Genomic DNA, 16,176 nt, shown 5'->3' with positions numbered 1-16,176 from the left:
CGTCTTGCGACGGGTCGCTCACTCAAAAAACTGACAGGCCACTACTTTCGTAGCGCCTATTTCATTATTTCTTGTGAACATTTGATATTTTAAGTTTTACAGCGATCCGAAGATCACTGCTGCACTTACATCAAATGCCCACACTTATCGACTGTTAATTGTTAAAGAACTGTATTCGGTTACTGCTTTCGCGCTATCGACAAAGCGTTGTGTTTGTCAGCTGCGAAGAAGGAAGAGTATGAAGCGTTTGCAGCATTTCGTCAACCTTCTTTTTTCACCCTGCTTTACTCTGCATTTGCATGCGTCGTTCAGCGAGGGGGCGAATTATAGCCCTGCTCCGCGCGCGCCGCAAGCGCTATTTTTCCGTCCTGCGAAACGGCCCTGGCACCACACTTGCTTATACAGCCCTATGCACTGTCCACTGATGGGAGTAACTCTGGGCCTGGCAGCAACACTGGGGATAGCCCGGTTCGCTTTGCTTTGCTCCCATCTGTGACAGGTGCTACATTATGGAACACTCTCGATATTCAAAAGAGCGCCCGGTACAGGGCCCAACGGAGGCAACGAGATCATGTATCAACCGTCAGCTACTTACCGTAGCGCACCGTTTTCGTCCATCGCGGACGCGAACATTTTGCCGGCAGGACAGGACAACGTCCCCGTCATCATTGAAACGTCCCATCAGCGTTCCGTCGCCTTTGGCCTGTCGCCCACGGCCACGCCCGACTTTACGCCGGCGGGCAAATCCGACCTGTCCTTGCTGATCGAGCAAAACCGCTTGCTGCACACGCATGCGCTGCCCGCCATGGAAACCCTGTACCAGCAAATCGTCAACACCCACAATATGGTGATCTTGACGGATGCCAACGGCGTCATCGTGCATTCACTGGGTGACGATGATTTTCTGGAAAAAGCCAACCGGGTCGCTTTGCAACCGGGCGTGGCATGGTCGGAACAAAGCCGCGGCACGAATGCCATCGGCACGGCCATCACGGAAAAAGTACCGACCCTGGTCCATGCGGACCAGCATTACCTGGCCGCCAATCATTTCCTGACCTGCTCCGCCGCACCGATCACCGACCACCGGGGCAACGTCATCGGCGTGCTGGACGTCTCGAGCGACCAGCGTAGTTTCCACAAGCATACGATGGCCCTCGTGCGCATGTCGGCGCTGATGATCGAGAACCAGCTGTTTTCCGCCACCTTCGAAGATGCCATCACCGTGCACTTCCACGCGCGCCCCGAATTCATCGGCACCTTGATGGAAGGCATCGCCTCGTTCACGCCGGGTGGACGGTTTTTATCCGCCAACAAGAATGGCCTGTTCCAACTGGGCCTGTCATTTGCCGCGCTGCAATCGCACACATTCAGTTCCCTGTTCGGCTTGCCCGTGTCCGCCCTGTACGACCATTACCGCACTGCCTCGCCCGGCTTGCTGAACCTGTGCATGCACAGCGGCGTGCGCGTGTATGGGCGCGCGCAGTTGCGCCTGTCCAATAGCGTCTTCCAGCACGGCTTTGCTGCCAGCACCGACCAGAGCGATATCAATGCCGCATCGGCCCAGGTTCCCGCGCCGGCCAGCCATGCGGCCAACGCGGCGCGCCGCCTGTCCGGCCTGCGCTATCTGCGCACGGGCGATCCGCAGCTGGAACTGGTGATCGAAAAGGTCAACAAAGTATTGGGGCGCGACATCCCCATCCTCGTCATGGGCGAAACGGGCACCGGCAAGGAATTGCTGGCGCAAGCCATCCACAACGATTCGCCACGGGCCATGGGACCGTTCATTGCCGTCAATTGCGCCTCGATTCCGGAAACCCTGATCGAGTCCGAGCTGTTTGGCTATGAGGACGGGGCGTTTACGGGTGCGCGCAAGAAGGGCGCCATCGGCAAGATCCTGCAAGCCAATGGCGGCACCCTGTTCCTCGATGAAATCGGCGACATGCCGTTTGGCTTGCAGGCGCGGCTGTTGCGCGTGTTGCAGGAACGCATGGTTACGCCGCTGGGCAGCAGCAAATCGATCACCGTCAATGTGGAACTCATTTGTGCCACGAATCACAACTTGCGCGAACGCATGGCCAAGGGGTTGTTCCGCGAAGACTTGTATTACCGCCTGAATGGCCTGGTGGTCAAACTGCCGGCGCTGCGCGAGCGCACAGACCTGGACACGGTCGTGAAAAAAATCCTCGCAACGGAAGCACCCGATACGCGCTACACGGTGGCGCCGGACATCCTGCGCATGTTCCACCAGCATAAATGGCCGGGCAACTTCCGCCAGTTGACCAATCTCTTGCGCACGGCCATCGTCATGGCGGGCGACGAACATGAAATCTGTCTGCGCCACATGCCCGATGATTTCCTCGACGATATTGAGATGACGCAAGCGACTGCCGCCAGCGCCAGCACGGACCGCATGATCGCGGCCGGCGCCAACCTGGAAGAAATGGAACAAAGCGTCATTCTCAAGTCGCTCGATGCCCACGGTGGCAACGTCTCGGCCACGGCGCGGGCCCTGGGCGTGTCGCGCAACACGATCTATCGCAAAGTACCGCATCTGAAATAGCCTAAATTAGAAGGGAGAAGCCGGGCGACATCTCGCGCCGGCCCTGCTTGTCGATGGTCATCAGGTCAACGCCTTCCATTTGCGCGGCCATCGCATGCGCGCGCGCCCCGCCCGTCACCATGAAGGTCGTCGACAAGCCATCGGCCAGCAAGCCCGTGGGTGCCAGCACGGTCACGCTGGCCAATTCGCGCGGCGAATCCCCCTTCGATGGATCAAAAATGTGGTGATGCACGAAGTCGGGCGTGAACGTACACTCGTAATCGCCCGACGTGGCCACGCTGCGCCCTTCCACTTTCAAGGTGGCCGCGAGTATTTCTGCGTCACGCGGATCCTGGATACCCAAGGTCCAGGGACGGCGCACGGAACGCTGCCCGCGCGCAACGAATTCGCCCGTGTCCAGCAGCGCGTGCCGTATGCCGCGCGCCTGCACGGCCGCCAGCGCCATGTCCGCCGCATAACCTTGCGCCAGGCCATTCAAGGTCAGCGCCATGCCTGGCCGAAGAAAACGCACTTCCCGGCTATCCCACGCCAGTTGCCGCCAGCCTACCCGCGCCTGCGCTTCGCGCCGCAATGCTTGCGCAGGCAAGCCGGCCTGGTCTGCCGCCGCGCGAAACAGCTGCCATAAGGGTTGCACCGTGATATCAAACGCCCCATTGCTCCATTGCGACAAGGCTTGTGCCTGCGCCAGCACGGCCAGCAGATGCGCGTCCGGCCGGGCCAGGCGGCCATTGCGGTTCAGCTGGAAGACCTGGCTGCTCGGACTGTAAATACTCATCAAGCGGTCGATAGTCCTGGCCGCATGCAAGGCGTCTTCAATAGCCAGCTCCGCCTGGCGCTGATCGTGGTGCAACACGGTGACGGCGATCGTCGTGCCAAACGCCAGCGCGGCGCCTTGATAAGGCCGCACGCCAGACGCCGTGGCCGTACCGCGCGCCATGCTGCCCGGCAAAGACAAGCCCGCCATACCGGCCACGCTGCCTATCGCTGCGGAAATAAAGGTTCTACGCTGCATTGCTGCTCTCCTCTGCCGTGGCCCGGACAATCGGGATGGTGCGGGCACGCTTGATTTCCAGCATCAAAGGTGCGCATTTTTCATCGCTGGCGTAAATCACCACGCAATCCATGCACTGGAAACATTCGCCATAGTCGACCTTCCCGCTGGACGCGATGGCGTGATGTTCGCAACGGTGGCGGCAAGTCTGGCACGGCGTACCGCACTCCTTGCGGCGCGGAATCCAGTTGAACAGGCGAAACCGTCCCAGCAGCGCCAGCGCCGCGCCAAACGGGCACAGGTAGCGGCAAAAGAATTTGTAGGAAACACTGCTGAGCAGCAGCAAGCCCACGGCATACGCAACGAACGGCCAGGCGCGCACGAAGTTCAGGGTAACGGCCGTCTTGAACGGCTCCAGTTCGACCAGCTTGTCCGTGATCTGGCTGGAAAAGATGCTGCTGCCAAGTATGGCCGCCAGCAAGCCATACTTGATCCATTTCAAGCGCCCGTCCAGACGTGGCTTGATCTTCCACTGCGGCAAGCGCAACCACTGGCCCAGCTTGCCCGTGAATTCCTGCAGCGCGCCAAATGGACACAGCCAGCCGCAAAACGTGCCGCGCCCCCAGACCAGCAGACTGAGCAACACGAATGTCCACAGAATCACCGTCATCGGATCGAACAGGAAAAAGCTCAGGCTGCGCCCTGCCAGCAGCGCCTGGATGACACCCGTGATATTGACAATCGATAACTGCCCCTGCGCGTAATAGCCGATGAAGCCGATGGTAAACAACAGGAACAGACGGCGGAACCAGGCAAATTGCCGGCCATTACGCACCAGGCGTTTCTGCCAGGCCAATGCGCCGGCCAGCAGCGCCAGCCCAGTCACCAAGAGCAGCAACTCCGCCTTGCGCCCCTTCCACGTGCCGCGCCAGCTGGAATCGTCGCCTTGCGGCGCAGTATAGAATTCGGCCGGCAGGCGGTAATTGAAATCCACGTTGCGCGCGATGCGTTCCGGATACACGATGCCCTTGCTGCGCGTGATCGGTAGCGTGAACGCCAGCGGACTGGCCGCATCGAGCCCCGCCTGGCTGATAATGCGAAACACGGCGACATTTTCCGTCGGCAACGTAGCCGTATCGGACAAGCTCAATTCCAGGTCCAGGTCGCGCATGTCGATGGGCAAGCCATCCTGCTTCAGCAACAGCCGGTCCGGCACGGTGCCGCGCACGAAATCGTCGCCCAGCACGCTGTAGCGCCCGCGCGACATGATGAGGATGGCGTGGTCGCCCTCGTCTAGCCGGTTGCGCAATTTGTTCCAGCTACGTTCCGTCAACAGGTTGCGCCCCACCGTGGGCACGGACACATACGCCAGGTACAGATCGATGAACACGCCGTCCGGTTCGCGCGTGGCTTCCACATCGAGTCCCGCGCCGGGACTGCCGGCAAACAAAGTCTCTACCTCCTTGTTGCTCAAACGCACATGCTGGATCAAGCCCTGTACGAGCATCTGCGTCACGCTGCGTTTCTCGAATAATTCCATGCGGATGCGGGCGATCTGGTCCGGGTCGCGGCCTTGCGCGAAACCCAGTTTTTTGCGCGACACTTTCAATGCCGACGCGAGCACACTTTGGTTGATGATGCGCACGGAGGCCGTGGCCTTCGACACGCCATCGATATCGGCATGGGTCGCATCCGGCGCGCGTTTGGTTCTTGCATCGATGGCGATATTCTGTTTCAGCGACAAGCCCTGGTACTGTTTGACGAATTGAAACAGCGGCGCTTCACCTAGGCCATCGAGAAACACGGGTTCGTGCTGCGACAGTACGGCGACGTCGAGAAAGCTGCCTTTCGGATCGATGGCGATCAGCAGATTGACGGGCACGCCGGAAAAGCCGGGAATCGGCGCCAGGTCCACCGATTCGAAAACGTAGCCGGCCAGTTCCGTGGCCGTGGCGTTTTGGCGGAACAAGGGCCAGACGAGCAAATCGGTCTCCTTGTCGCCGACGACGATGGGCGCAGGAAAGCGCCGCGCCAGTTCGGCTTTGGTCAGCACACCGGCCCAAGCCTGTCCCAGGATAAACAGGAATAGCCAGCAGGCTATGAACAAGCGCAGTATCCGCATGCACTAAACTCCGTGCGGCGCCCTGTCGCAAGGCGCCGCATTTATTGGTTAGAAGAAAATAATGCCGCCCAGGGACACGCCATTCATCTTCGCTTCGCCGCCCGCAAAGCCTTTCGAGCGCGTCTGGCCCAGTTCGCCCACCAGGGTGATCGCGCTGTTGAGCGAGTAGTACGCACCCAGGGTCAGGTTGGCGTTCGACTTCAAGCCGCCCGTGCCGGCCGTGTTGTCGTCGTTCTTGCTGATGCCGTAGGACAAGCCCAGCTTCAGCTTGTCCGTCGTTTTATACGTGCCTTGCAGCAACCAGTTCTTCGACTTGGTATCGCCCTGGTCCGCATCGGAGAGAATCCCCAATCCTTTGCCGCCCTGGAAGTTGAGCAGCACGCCAGCCGGCCCCATCTGGTACGAGCCGCCCACTTCCACGCCGCGCATGGTCAGGTCATCGACACCCGGCGTTTTCGAGGTGAATTTTTGCGACTTCACGCCCAGCCACGCCTTCAAGCCTTCCTGCGAATACGTCAGCTGTGCCTGCACTTGCGGACTCGACTTCGAGGAATAGGTCGAGCCTGCCACGATGGGCGTATCGGAGACGGGACTGACCAGCGCCACGTCGACGCCAACGCCGCCCGACTTCGGCGAGCTGTACATGATCTGGCCATAGTTGCCCAGATAGGTGTAGCCGGCGCCGATATGGCCCAGGGTCACCCGGCCCCGCTGCGTCGCCTGCACGGGTGCGCCTGAACCCAACAAGGTCATGTCGGAGAGGATCGCATTCGCGCCGAAGATGCCGTAGTCGCGGCCCAGCTTGAAGGTGCCCATTTCCGCATTGCCGAACGTGAAGAAGGCCTGGCGCACATCGACCACGCTGTTCTGGCTGATGGCGCTGTCCGTGGCCGTCGAGTTGTAGATGCCGATCAAGGCTTTCACGTCGTACTCGCCCAGCCGCGAGCTTGCCGAGGTGATCAAGCCGTTCGGCAGCAAGCCATTGCCGATGGTGGTGCGGTCCTTCTCGCCGCCGCAACCGAGCGCCTGGCCGCCCAGCGCCAGCCCGCCCACCGCATCGCCCGAACACGACACTTGCGTGTAATAGGCGTTGACGATGCCGCCCACCGACACGGTCCAGTCGCCGGCCTTGATATCGACGGCTTGCGCCTGTCCCACCGCTGCGATTGTCATGACACCGAGGCTCCCCAGCTTGATCCATGTGTTCATTGCGTCTCCTCTTTCTTCTCTGTTTTTAGTGTGCACACCAGTGATTGATGTACCTCAAGCTTTGGCAATAAGCGTGCCCAGCACGGCCCAGAAGGAGAAAGAGAAAATATGTGTTTAACATGTGCAGCAGCGGATCAATCGCCACTGACAGTGTTCATTTTTTGACCGCAAGTATGCGTATCGGGCATCCAGGTAAACAAAAAACTGACGGCCTGGGCCGTCAGCAAAAAGAAAACACCCGGCGGACAGGGAGACACCCATCCGAGTGGCCCGGATGCTTCACCCCGTTACTTCGATGCCAGCTTGAAAACCCACACGGAACCGCCCTGCTCCAGGAAGTTGACTTTCTTCGCCACTTCGCCGCCCCACAACGGCACCGCGCCACCCCAGCCGGAAACGACGGCTACATATTGCGTGTCGCCATCCTGCCAGGTGACGGGCGGCGCCACGACGCCGGAGCCCGTCTGAAATTTCCACAGTTCCTTGCCTGTCTTCGCATCGACGGCTTTCAGGAAGCCTTCCGGCGTGCCGTAGAACACCAGGTTGCCGGCCGTACTCATCACGCCGCCCCACAGCGGCGCGTTGTTCTTGATTTCCCACACGATCTTGCCCGTCTTCGGATCGACGGCGCGCATGGCGCCGATGTAGTCGTCAAACAAGGGCTTGATGGTGAAACCGGCACCGAGGAAAGCGCCGCCCTTCTTGTAGCTGATCGGCTCATTCCAGATATCCATGCCCCATTCGTTCGCCGGCACATAGAACAGCTTGGTTTGCGGCGAGTACGCCATCGGCATCTGGTTTTTGGCGCCGAGGAAAGCGGGCGCGGCAAACACGGTCGTGCCCTTCTTGCCCTCCTCTCCCTTGGTCGGGTCGCCAGGACGGCCGGCGGCGATGTAGTTCGGCCGGCCCGTCTTCAGGTCGATGCTGCTGGCCCAGGTGATTTTCTTCACAAACGGAAAGGCGTTCTGCAGCTTGCCCGTGTTGGCGTCGATGACATAGAAGAAACCATTGCGGTCGGCCTTGCCGCCGTAGCGCTTGCCATCCATGTCGAAGGTAACGAATTCGTTGGCGCCATCGAAATCCCAGGCATCGTTCGGCGTGTTTTGATACGCCCACTTGATCTGTCCCGTTTTCACGTCCAGCGCCACGGTGGAGGACGAGTACAGGTTGTCGCCGGGACGCAAGTGGCTGTTCCACGGCGCCGGGTTGCCGGTGCCAAAGTAGGCGAGCTTGGTTTGCGGATCGTAGGTGCCGCCCATCCACGTCGAGGCGCCGCCCGTTTTCCACAAGTCGCCCGGCCAGGTCTTGTTCACCGTTCCCGAAATGCCGTTATCGATCGCTTTGCCATCCTTGTCATAGCGGTGGCCCATATGGCCTTCCACCGTCGGCCGGCTCCACACGAGGTCGCCCGTCATCGGGTTGCGCGCTTCGACCCTGCCAACGATGCCAAATTCCCCACCCGACACACCCGTCAGCAGCAAGCCTTCGGCGATCAGCGGCGCGGCCGTCATCGAGTAGCCAGCCGCATAATCATCGACTTTTTCCTTCCAGACGATCTTGCCCGTGTTCTGGTCCAGCGCCACCAGGTAGGCGTCGAGCGTGCCAAAAATCACCAGGTTGCCGTACAGGGCGGCACCGCGGTTGACCACGTCGCAGCAGGGCATGATGCCGTCCGGCAAGCGATGCTCATATTTCCACAGCTTGGCGCCCGTTTTCAAGTCGACGGCAAAGATACGCGAATACGAGGCCGTGACGAACATCTTGCCGTTGTGAATCAGCGGCTGCGATTCCTGGCCACGCTGCTTTTCGCCGCCAAACGAGAACGACCAGGCCGGCACCAGCTTGGCCACGGTCTTGTCATTGATTTGCGTCAACGGCGAATAGCGCTGGCCCTGCGTGCCCATGCCGAACGACAGCACACTGGCCGGATTCTTCGCCGTGCTGTCGAGCATGGCATTGGTGACATTGCCCACGTCGGCTGCCTGAACCAACGAGGCGACACTCAAAGCGACGACTATCCCCATGATTTTTTTCTGCACAATCATCTCCCTCTGTTTTATTAGTATGTGTGTGTATCAAGTCTTGCGGTGCTCATGCGGCTGGGCATGCAACAGCGCGCACTCTTCATCGGTGAACAGGCGCGAGCGCGTCAAAAAGCGCTTGCCCGTACCGTTGTCGAGTGAAAACATGCCGCCATTGCCATCGACCACATCGATAATCAACTGGGTATGCTCCCAGTACTCGAATTGCTCGAGTCCCATGTAAAACGGTGTGCCATTCAAATTGCCGAGATAGATATCGGTATCGCTGACATCGAACTCGCCCAGCGCATAGCACATGGGCGCGCTGCCGTCGCAGCAACCGCCCGACTGGAAAAACATCAGCGGGCCGTGACGCTGGCGCAACTTGTCCATCATTTCCAGCGCCGCATCGGTGGCGACCACCCGGGCAATTGCTGCACTCATGGCATCCCTTTCTGCGCCCCGCACCTGGACTACAAGCGCGGCGCGTGTACCGGTTTAGAAGAAGCCCAGCGCTTTCGGGCTATAGCTCACCAGCAAGTTCTTCGTTTGCTGGTAATGATCGAGCATCATCTTGTGGTTTTCGCGGCCGATACCCGATTGCTTGTAGCCACCGAACGCGGCGTGGGCTGGATACAGGTGGTAGCAATTGGTCCACACGCGGCCCGCCTGGATGGCGCGGCCCATGCGGAAGGCGCGTGAACCATCGCGCGTCCACAGGCCGGCACCCAGGCCATACAAGGTGTCGTTGGCAATCGCCAGCGCTTCGGCCTCATCCTTGAAGGTGGTCACGGAGACGACCGGTCCGAAGATTTCTTCCTGGAAGATACGCATCTTGTTATTGCCCTTGAACACGGTCGGACGCACGTAGTAGCCGCCTTCCAGGTCGCCCGCCTGCGTGTTGCGCGCGCCGCCGGCCAGCACTTCCGCGCCTTCCTGGCGGCCGATGTCGAGGTAGGACAGAATTTTTTCCAGCTGCTCCTGCGACGCCTGCGCGCCGATCATGGTGGACGAGTCGAGCGGGTTGCCCTGCTTGATGGCGGCCACGCGCTTCAAGGCCCGTTCGATGAATTTCTCGTAGATCGATTCCTGGATCAGCACGCGCGACGGGCAGGTGCACACCTCGCCCTGGTTCAGCGCAAACATGGTGAAGCCTTCGAGGCACTTGTCGAAATACTCGTCGTCCGCATCCATCACGTCTTCAAAGAAGATGTTCGGCGACTTGCCGCCCAGCTCCAGGGTGACGGGAATCAGGTTTTGCGCGGCATAACCCATGATCAGGCGGCCCGTGCCCGTTTCACCCGTAAAGGCGATCTTGGCGATGCGCTTGCTCGACGCCAGCGGCTTGCCCGCTTCCAGGCCGAAACCGTTGATGATGTTCAGCACGCCCGGCGGCAGCAAGTCGCCGATCAGCTCGATCAACACCATGATGGACGCTGGGGTCTGCTCGGCCGGCTTGAGCACTACGCAATTGCCGGCGGCCAGGGCTGGCGCCAGTTTCCACACGGCCATCAGGATCGGGAAATTCCAAGGGATGATCTGGCCCACGACGCCCAGCGGCTCGTGGTAGTGGTAGGCATAGGTTTCCGCATCGATTTGCGCGACGGAACCTTCCTGCGCGCGGATGCAGCCGGCAAAATAACGGAAATGGTCGATGGCCAGCGGAATGTCGGCATTCATCGTTTCGCGGATCGGCTTGCCGTTGTCAATGGTTTCCGCCGTGGCGATCAGGCTCAAGTTCTGCTCGATGCGGTCGGCGATGCGGTTCAGGATATTGGCGCGCTCGGCAGGCGAGGTCTTGCCCCAGGCATCCTTGGCGGCATGCGCGGCGTCCAAGGCCAGCTCGACGTCTTCCGCCGTGGAACGGGCGATTTCGCAAAACGGCAGGCCGGTGATCGGCGTGATGTTAGGAAAGTATTCACCTTTTACTGGGGCAACGAATTTGCCGCCGATGTAATTGTCATAGCGTTGTTTGAAGGGATTGGCTACGCCCAGTTTGCTGATGTCTGCGAGATTCATGTCGTCCTCTATCGGGTTAATTAGAATGGAATTACTTAATTAAAATCAAACGTCCTGGTACAGATGGGGTGAGTACACGGAGTCTTCCGCAAATGCCGTGCCAGCTCGCCATCCCACTACAAACTTAGCCGGTTTTACTCTTGTTGCAAGGGCGCGGCATCAATACCGGCGCGCTTTTCAGCGCATGCCCGGGCTTGAGCCGCTGCACAATGGAACAGGTGTACCAGACTGGAACACCTGCGCCTGTGCCACTAGCGAATCACCACGCCCCATGGCAATTCGCCCACGGCAATATCGGCCACCTTGCGCGCGCTGGCCGTGTCGATGACGGAAACGCTGTTCGAGCGGCCATTGGCCACGTACAGCTTGGCGCCATCGGGCGTGATGGCCATATTCCACGGACGCTTGCCGACGGGAATGGTGGCCGTCACCTTGTTGCTGGCCGTGTCGATCACCATCACCGTGCCGTCGATACCGTTCGAGACATACACCTGCTTGCCGCCGGGATGGACCACGATGCCATTCGCATTCTTGCCAGCGGGAATGGTGGCAATAGCCTTGCGCGCGGCCATGTCGATGACGTAGACGGCATTGACCAGTTCGCACGCCACGTAGGCACGCCCCGAGTCCGGACTGAAGCCGATGCCGCGCGGACGCAGTCCCACGGCAATGGACGCGACCTGGCGGCGTTGTGCCACATCAATGACGTCGACTTGCTCGGCCTCTTCCGCGCTGACCAGCAGCCAGCGCCCATCGGGGCTGAACACGGCATGTTCCGGGTTACGTCCGTGCACCTTGATATCGGCAAGCAAGCTGCCTGTATGCCCGTCGAGCAAGGCCACGCTATTGTTTTCCTCGACGGCCACGGCCACGTGGCTACCATCTTGCGAAGCGCTGACACCTTCCGGCGACTTGCCCAGCGCCACCGTGCGCACGGGCGCGCCGCCAGCGTTATCGATCAGCAGCAAGGCGCTGCTGGCCGCGTCCGTGACAAACAATTGCCGCCCGCTGGGGTTGGCGGCAATGCCGCGCGGACGCTTGCCCGCGGCGATCTGGCGCACGACCTGATCGGTGGCCGTATCGATCACGCTCAGGGTGCCCGATTTTTCATTGGGAACATAGGCAAAGGGGACGGCCTGGACGGCGGTGCTGGCGAGCGCCGGCAACAGCCAGAAAACTTGGCGCAAGCGCAGGAAGAAGTTGGGCATAATCACCTTTTCAATGGCAAAACACAGGAAAAGCGCGCGGCATCGGCGCATCTGAACATTGCTGCATGCAAACGCCGTGCCACTGACACGCGTATAATTTCAGCCCACCAATGGAGACATGGCAGGCATATTGCTTGATACAACTATGCAGACCTGCGCCGCGCACGCGACCAAAGCAGGCTTTTATTCACATTGGAGAATCCGCATGCAGCATCGTTTCCGCCTGAACACCATCGCCAGCCTGTTTGTCGCTGGTAGCGCCACCCTCGCCCCCCACGTCTTTGCCGCCGAGGCAGCTGACCTGGCCAACGGGCAACTGATGGATACGGTGGTCGTCAGCGGCAGCCGCATCGCCCACCCCAGCCAGGAAGTGCCGGCCTCGATCGACGTCGTCGACAGCGCCCGTATCCAGGATGGCCAAATCCGCGTCAACGCGTCGGAAGCGCTGGCCGCCGTGCCGGGCCTGGTCGTGCAAAATCGTCAGAACTATGCGCAAGACTTGCAGATCTCGTCGCGCGGCTTCGGCGCCCGCTCCGCCTTTGGCGTGCGCGGCGTCAAACTGATCAGCGATGGCATTCCCGCCAGCATGCCGGACGGCCAGGGCCAGGCCGCCACCTTCAACCTCGACACGGCCGAGCGCATCGAAGTACTGCGTGGACCGTTTTCTGCCATCTACGGCAACCATTCGGGCGGCGTGATCCAGCTGTTTTCCAAGGATGGACAAAATCCCCCGTCCGTCGAATTGAATGTGACGGGCGGCAGCTATGGCACCAACAAGGTGGACTTGACGGCGCAAGGCCAGGCCGGCGGCATCGGCTACGTGCTCGACGGCTCGCGCTTCCGCACCGATGGTTTCCGCGACCACAGCGCCGCCACGCGCGAACAGGCGTTCGGCAAGATCACCGTCAAGCCGACGGCGGACAGCAAGCTGACCATCGTCGCCAACAGCCTGCATCAGGGCAACACACAAGATCCGCTGGGCGCCACCTGGGCCACGTTTGTCCGCGACCCGCGCGCTGGCGAAATCGACACGACTGTTACGCAAGGTCCGAAACCCACCTTGGCCGAGCGCTACAACACGCGCAAGAGCATCGACCATCAGCAAATCGGCGCCACCTATGAACAATCGTTCGGCAACGACCGCCTGCATGTGATGGTGTATGGCGGCAACCGCGACGTGATCCAGTACCAGGCTTTTACCAAAGGCTTCCAGGCGCCATCCAGCCATTCAGGCGGTGTGGTCGACTTCCAGCGTCAGTTCTATGGCATCGATACCAACTGGCTGCACGTGAACCAGCTGGCCGGCGGCAAGCTGAGCACGACCATCGGCATCGATTATGGCCGCTCCAGCGACGACCGCACCGGCTATGAAAATTACATCGGCAACACGTTTGGCGTAAAAGGCAAGCTGCGCCGCGACGAGCAGAATGTCGTCTCCAGCCTCGATCCCTATATCCAGGCGGAATGGCAAAGCGGCCCATGGCTGCTCAGCGCAGGTGTGCGCTACAGCAAGATGAAAGTGGCGGTCGACGACCACTATCTCAGCAATGGCAACGACAGCGGCAGCCTGGAGTTCAGCCACACGACACCGGTGCTGGGCCTGCTGTATAAACTCACGCCGAACGTCAACGTCTACGCCAGCGCCGCGCGCGGTTTTGAGGCCCCCACCCTGAACGAACTGTTTTACTCGGGCACCGGTGGCGGCTTCAATTACCAACTGAAACCGGCCACCAGCACCAACCTGGAAGCGGGCATCAAGGCCAGAATCGCCAACAACACCCACGTAAACGTGGCCGTGTTCCAGATCAAGACAAACGACGAGTTGGTGGTCGACAAGTCCAGCGGCGGGCGCACCAGCTATCGCAATGCGGGTAAAACATTGCGCCAGGGCATGGAAGTGTCGCTGGACTCGAACTTGCCATATGGCTTCACGACAAAAGTGGCCCTCACCAGCCTGCACGCCGTGTATGACCAGGCGTTTGGCAGCGTGCGCGAAGGCAGCCGCTTGCCGGGCGTACCCAGCGCCAACCTGTTCGCGGAACTGGCCTGGAAAGACACGCTCGACCGCTTTGGCGCGGCGCTGGAAAGCGTGGCCAGCAACCAGGTCTACGCGGAAGACAGCAACAGCGAAAAACCGGCGCCCGGCTACACGGTGTTCAATGCGCGCTTCAACGCCAAACAAAATGTAGGGAACTGGCGCTTCAAGGAATTTGCCCGCCTGAACAATCTTTTCGACAAGACCTACGTGGGCTCCGTCATCGTCGGCGACAGCAACAAGCGCTACTATGAAGCGGCGCCGGGACGTAACTGGCTGCTGGGTGTCAGCGCGCAATACTCGTTCTAATAACAAAGCCCGCGTATCTTCCGATACGCGGGCTTTTAAACTCCAGCAAGCTACTTCAGGGCCGCGCTTCCTTCACGCCATATTTTTCAAAGATCGCCTTTAGTTCACCGCTGGCCGCCATCTCGTTCATGGCTGCTTGCAGCAACTTGGCCACGTCGAGTTGTTGCTTGCTGACGGCCAGGCCCACGGCCCAGCCCGCGCGCGGCAAGCGGGCGAACGCCACTTCGCTCAGGGGGAAAGCGGGATCGCTTTTCAGCACCGATTCGATTTCCGAACGGTTGGCCAGCACCGCGTCGAGCTTACCCGCCTGCAATTGCTGCAAGGCTTCCGCGGCCGTATCGAAGATGCGCACGTCGTCGCGGTACTTGCCATTGTCTTCGCCCAGCATCAGCATGGCCGCGATCGCCACCTTTTCTACGCCGATACGCTTGCCTGCCAGCGAGGCGACGCCGTCGAATTGCGGCACGGTTTGCGCGCTACGCGCCAGGCGCACGGTTTCCACGTAGTACGGCGCGAAGATCTCGACCTTGTCGTTATCCGCCATCAACTTCTTGTCGACGGGCACATGCAACATCACGTCGGCAGGACCATAACCGAGGTAGTGCCCCTTCCACACCATATTGCGCAAGTCATCGTTCAGATTTTCGCCCGCAGGAAATGGCAGCAAGCTCAGTTTCAAGCCCAACTTTTTCGCCAGCGCTTCGGCGATGTCGATATCGATGCCAACACCCTTGTCGGAAAACGGCGCGAACTCGTTATACACAGCCACTTTCAGGCTGCCCGACTGCTGCACTTTCTGCCAGTCGGCGCGCGCCGGCGCGGCTGCGCACAGCGCTAGGCAAGCGAGCGAGATCATCGCGCGCGCGCCGCGGAATTGAAATGAACGCATGGGACTCCTTCGTGATCAGTTCGATTCTCTACGGGTTTCCAGATAGGTCTTGATGGCCCACATGGCTTCCTGGTTGAATACGCCTTCGAACGGCGGCATGTACACGGCGCCATTGCGCACTTTACCGTGGCGGATGGTGGTCAGGTAGTAATTGTCCGTCTCCTTGTAGCAAGCCTGTTTCTTTGTCTCATTCTTGATACCAAAACAATCGCGGTCCAGCTGACGCAAGTCCGGCGCGATGCCGCCCGAGATGGCTTCGATGCCGTGGCAGCGGGCGCAATTCTGGTTGTAGGCCGAGGTGCCTACAGTCAAGGCCAGCTTGTTGCCCCGATACGGGTTTTGTTCGAGCCACTTGTCGCCCACCTTGGGCAAGCCCGTGGTGTCGACGCCCTGCGGCGTGACATTGCCGTGCGCATAGGCATGCGGCAATGTCAGCAGGGAAGTGAGGGCAACAGCGCCGGCGGCGGCAACGCCGAGCAGGGTACGAATGGAATAGGTCATGCTGGTCTCCTTGGTTTTTTAGTCAATACCCAAGAAGAGCAAATGCCATGCCATGCACTTATGCCCCACATCCGACCGCCCATGTATCAATTTGGAACAGCTGCAACACGTATTTGTGTCACCGCACGTGTAATCCGACAGCGCCAGACAAAACCACCAGACGTAAAAAAACCCCAACCGGATCACCGGAAGGGGTTTTTTCGAATAACAAGCCTGACGATAACCTACTTTCACACTGGTTGCAGCACTATCATCGGCGCAAAGTTGTTTCACGGTCCTGTTCGGGATGGGAAGGGGTGGGACCAACTTGCT

The 16,176-nt window shown here is 60.0% G+C and carries 11 protein-coding genes and 1 rRNA gene; 2 read left to right on the top strand and 10 right to left on the bottom strand.

Annotated elements, in window-relative coordinates:
• Positions 1-571 precede the first annotated feature (571 nt).
• Positions 572-2,560 carry a sigma-54-dependent Fis family transcriptional regulator gene (locus KO539_RS29715; RefSeq protein WP_257626558.1) on the top strand — a complete coding sequence of 663 codons (1,989 nt, stop codon included), beginning with the start codon at positions 572-574 and terminating at the stop codon, positions 2,558-2,560.
• Position 2,561: 1 nt separating this feature from the next.
• Here the strand turns inward: KO539_RS29715 and KO539_RS29710 are convergent, their stop codons facing one another.
• The 7 genes from KO539_RS29710 to KO539_RS29680 all read right to left on the bottom strand — a co-directional run bounded on the left by KO539_RS29710 (position 2,562) and on the right by KO539_RS29680 (position 12,130).
• A complete protein-coding gene (locus KO539_RS29710; protein WP_219313959.1) occupies positions 2,562-3,572 on the bottom strand; it encodes an FAD:protein FMN transferase in 1,011 nt (336 codons plus the stop codon).
• Positions 3,562-5,658 carry a 4Fe-4S binding protein gene (locus KO539_RS29705; protein ID WP_257626557.1) on the bottom strand — a complete coding sequence of 699 codons (2,097 nt, stop codon included), beginning with the start codon at positions 5,656-5,658 and terminating at the stop codon, positions 3,562-3,564. Before KO539_RS29705 ends, KO539_RS29710 begins: the two co-directional genes overlap by 11 nt.
• A gap of 63 nt (positions 5,659-5,721) precedes the next feature.
• On the bottom strand, positions 5,722-6,882 hold the full coding sequence (locus KO539_RS29700) for a porin (RefSeq protein WP_219313955.1): 1,161 nt from the start codon (positions 6,880-6,882) through the stop codon (positions 5,722-5,724).
• A 287-nt stretch (positions 6,883-7,169) separates the two neighbouring features.
• On the bottom strand, positions 7,170-8,906 hold the full coding sequence (locus tag KO539_RS29695; protein WP_257626556.1) for a PQQ-dependent methanol/ethanol family dehydrogenase: 1,737 nt from the start codon (positions 8,904-8,906) through the stop codon (positions 7,170-7,172).
• A 51-nt stretch (positions 8,907-8,957) separates the two neighbouring features.
• Positions 8,958-9,347, bottom strand: coding sequence for a DUF779 domain-containing protein (locus tag KO539_RS29690; protein WP_034756816.1), 390 nt, complete (start codon positions 9,345-9,347; stop codon positions 8,958-8,960).
• A 54-nt stretch (positions 9,348-9,401) separates the two neighbouring features.
• The gene (gene adh, locus KO539_RS29685; RefSeq protein WP_219313951.1) at positions 9,402-10,922 is read right to left on the bottom strand and encodes an aldehyde dehydrogenase; all 1,521 of its coding nucleotides are present in this window, start codon (positions 10,920-10,922) and stop codon (positions 9,402-9,404) included.
• Between the two features lie 251 nt (positions 10,923-11,173).
• Entirely contained in the window at positions 11,174-12,130 is a 957-nt protein-coding gene (locus tag KO539_RS29680) for a beta-propeller fold lactonase family protein (protein WP_099404117.1), read from the bottom strand.
• Positions 12,131-12,335: 205 nt separating this feature from the next.
• Here KO539_RS29680 and KO539_RS29675 point away from each other — a divergent pair, with 205 nt between their 5' ends.
• The gene (locus KO539_RS29675; RefSeq protein ID WP_219313949.1) at positions 12,336-14,474 is read left to right on the top strand and encodes a TonB-dependent receptor; all 2,139 of its coding nucleotides are present in this window, start codon (positions 12,336-12,338) and stop codon (positions 14,472-14,474) included.
• Between the two features lie 55 nt (positions 14,475-14,529).
• On the opposite strand, the gene KO539_RS29670 is transcribed toward KO539_RS29675, so the two are convergent.
• From KO539_RS29670 to rrf, 3 genes are all read right to left on the bottom strand, one after another.
• Positions 14,530-15,363 (bottom strand): ABC transporter substrate-binding protein, encoded by an 834-nt coding sequence (locus KO539_RS29670; protein ID WP_257626555.1) that lies wholly within the window; start codon positions 15,361-15,363, stop codon positions 14,530-14,532.
• Positions 15,364-15,378: 15 nt separating this feature from the next.
• On the bottom strand, positions 15,379-15,864 hold the full coding sequence (gene pedF, locus KO539_RS29665; protein ID WP_035824926.1) for a cytochrome c-550 PedF: 486 nt from the start codon (positions 15,862-15,864) through the stop codon (positions 15,379-15,381).
• Positions 15,865-16,075: 211 nt separating this feature from the next.
• Positions 16,076-16,176: ribosomal RNA gene (gene rrf / locus KO539_RS29660) — 5S ribosomal RNA — on the bottom strand; the annotation flags it as partial.

The organism is Janthinobacterium sp. NKUCC06_STL, from assembly GCF_019345455.1.
GTDB classification, from domain to species: Bacteria; Pseudomonadota; Gammaproteobacteria; order Burkholderiales; family Burkholderiaceae_D; genus Janthinobacterium; species Janthinobacterium rivuli.
Note: the sequence above shows the minus strand (reverse complement) of the source record. Positions and strands in the feature narration are given on the sequence as shown.

Coding starts and splice junctions, on each gene's coding strand:
- KO539_RS29715 (WP_257626558.1), top strand. CDS start 572: ATGTATCAACCGTCAGCTACTTACCGTAGCGCACCGTTTTCGTCCATC.
- KO539_RS29710 (WP_219313959.1), bottom strand. CDS start 3,572: ATGCAGCGTAGAACCTTTATTTCCGCAGCGATAGGCAGCGTGGCCGGT.
- KO539_RS29700 (WP_219313955.1), bottom strand. CDS start 6,882: ATGAACACATGGATCAAGCTGGGGAGCCTCGGTGTCATGACAATCGCA.
- KO539_RS29695 (WP_257626556.1), bottom strand. CDS start 8,906: ATGGGGATAGTCGTCGCTTTGAGTGTCGCCTCGTTGGTTCAGGCAGCC.
- KO539_RS29690 (WP_034756816.1), bottom strand. CDS start 9,347: ATGAGTGCAGCAATTGCCCGGGTGGTCGCCACCGATGCGGCGCTGGAA.
- adh (WP_219313951.1), bottom strand. CDS start 10,922: ATGAATCTCGCAGACATCAGCAAACTGGGCGTAGCCAATCCCTTCAAA.
- KO539_RS29680 (WP_099404117.1), bottom strand. CDS start 12,130: ATGCCCAACTTCTTCCTGCGCTTGCGCCAAGTTTTCTGGCTGTTGCCG.
- KO539_RS29675 (WP_219313949.1), top strand. CDS start 12,336: ATGCAGCATCGTTTCCGCCTGAACACCATCGCCAGCCTGTTTGTCGCT.
- KO539_RS29670 (WP_257626555.1), bottom strand. CDS start 15,363: ATGCGTTCATTTCAATTCCGCGGCGCGCGCGCGATGATCTCGCTCGCT.
- pedF (WP_035824926.1), bottom strand. CDS start 15,864: ATGACCTATTCCATTCGTACCCTGCTCGGCGTTGCCGCCGCCGGCGCT.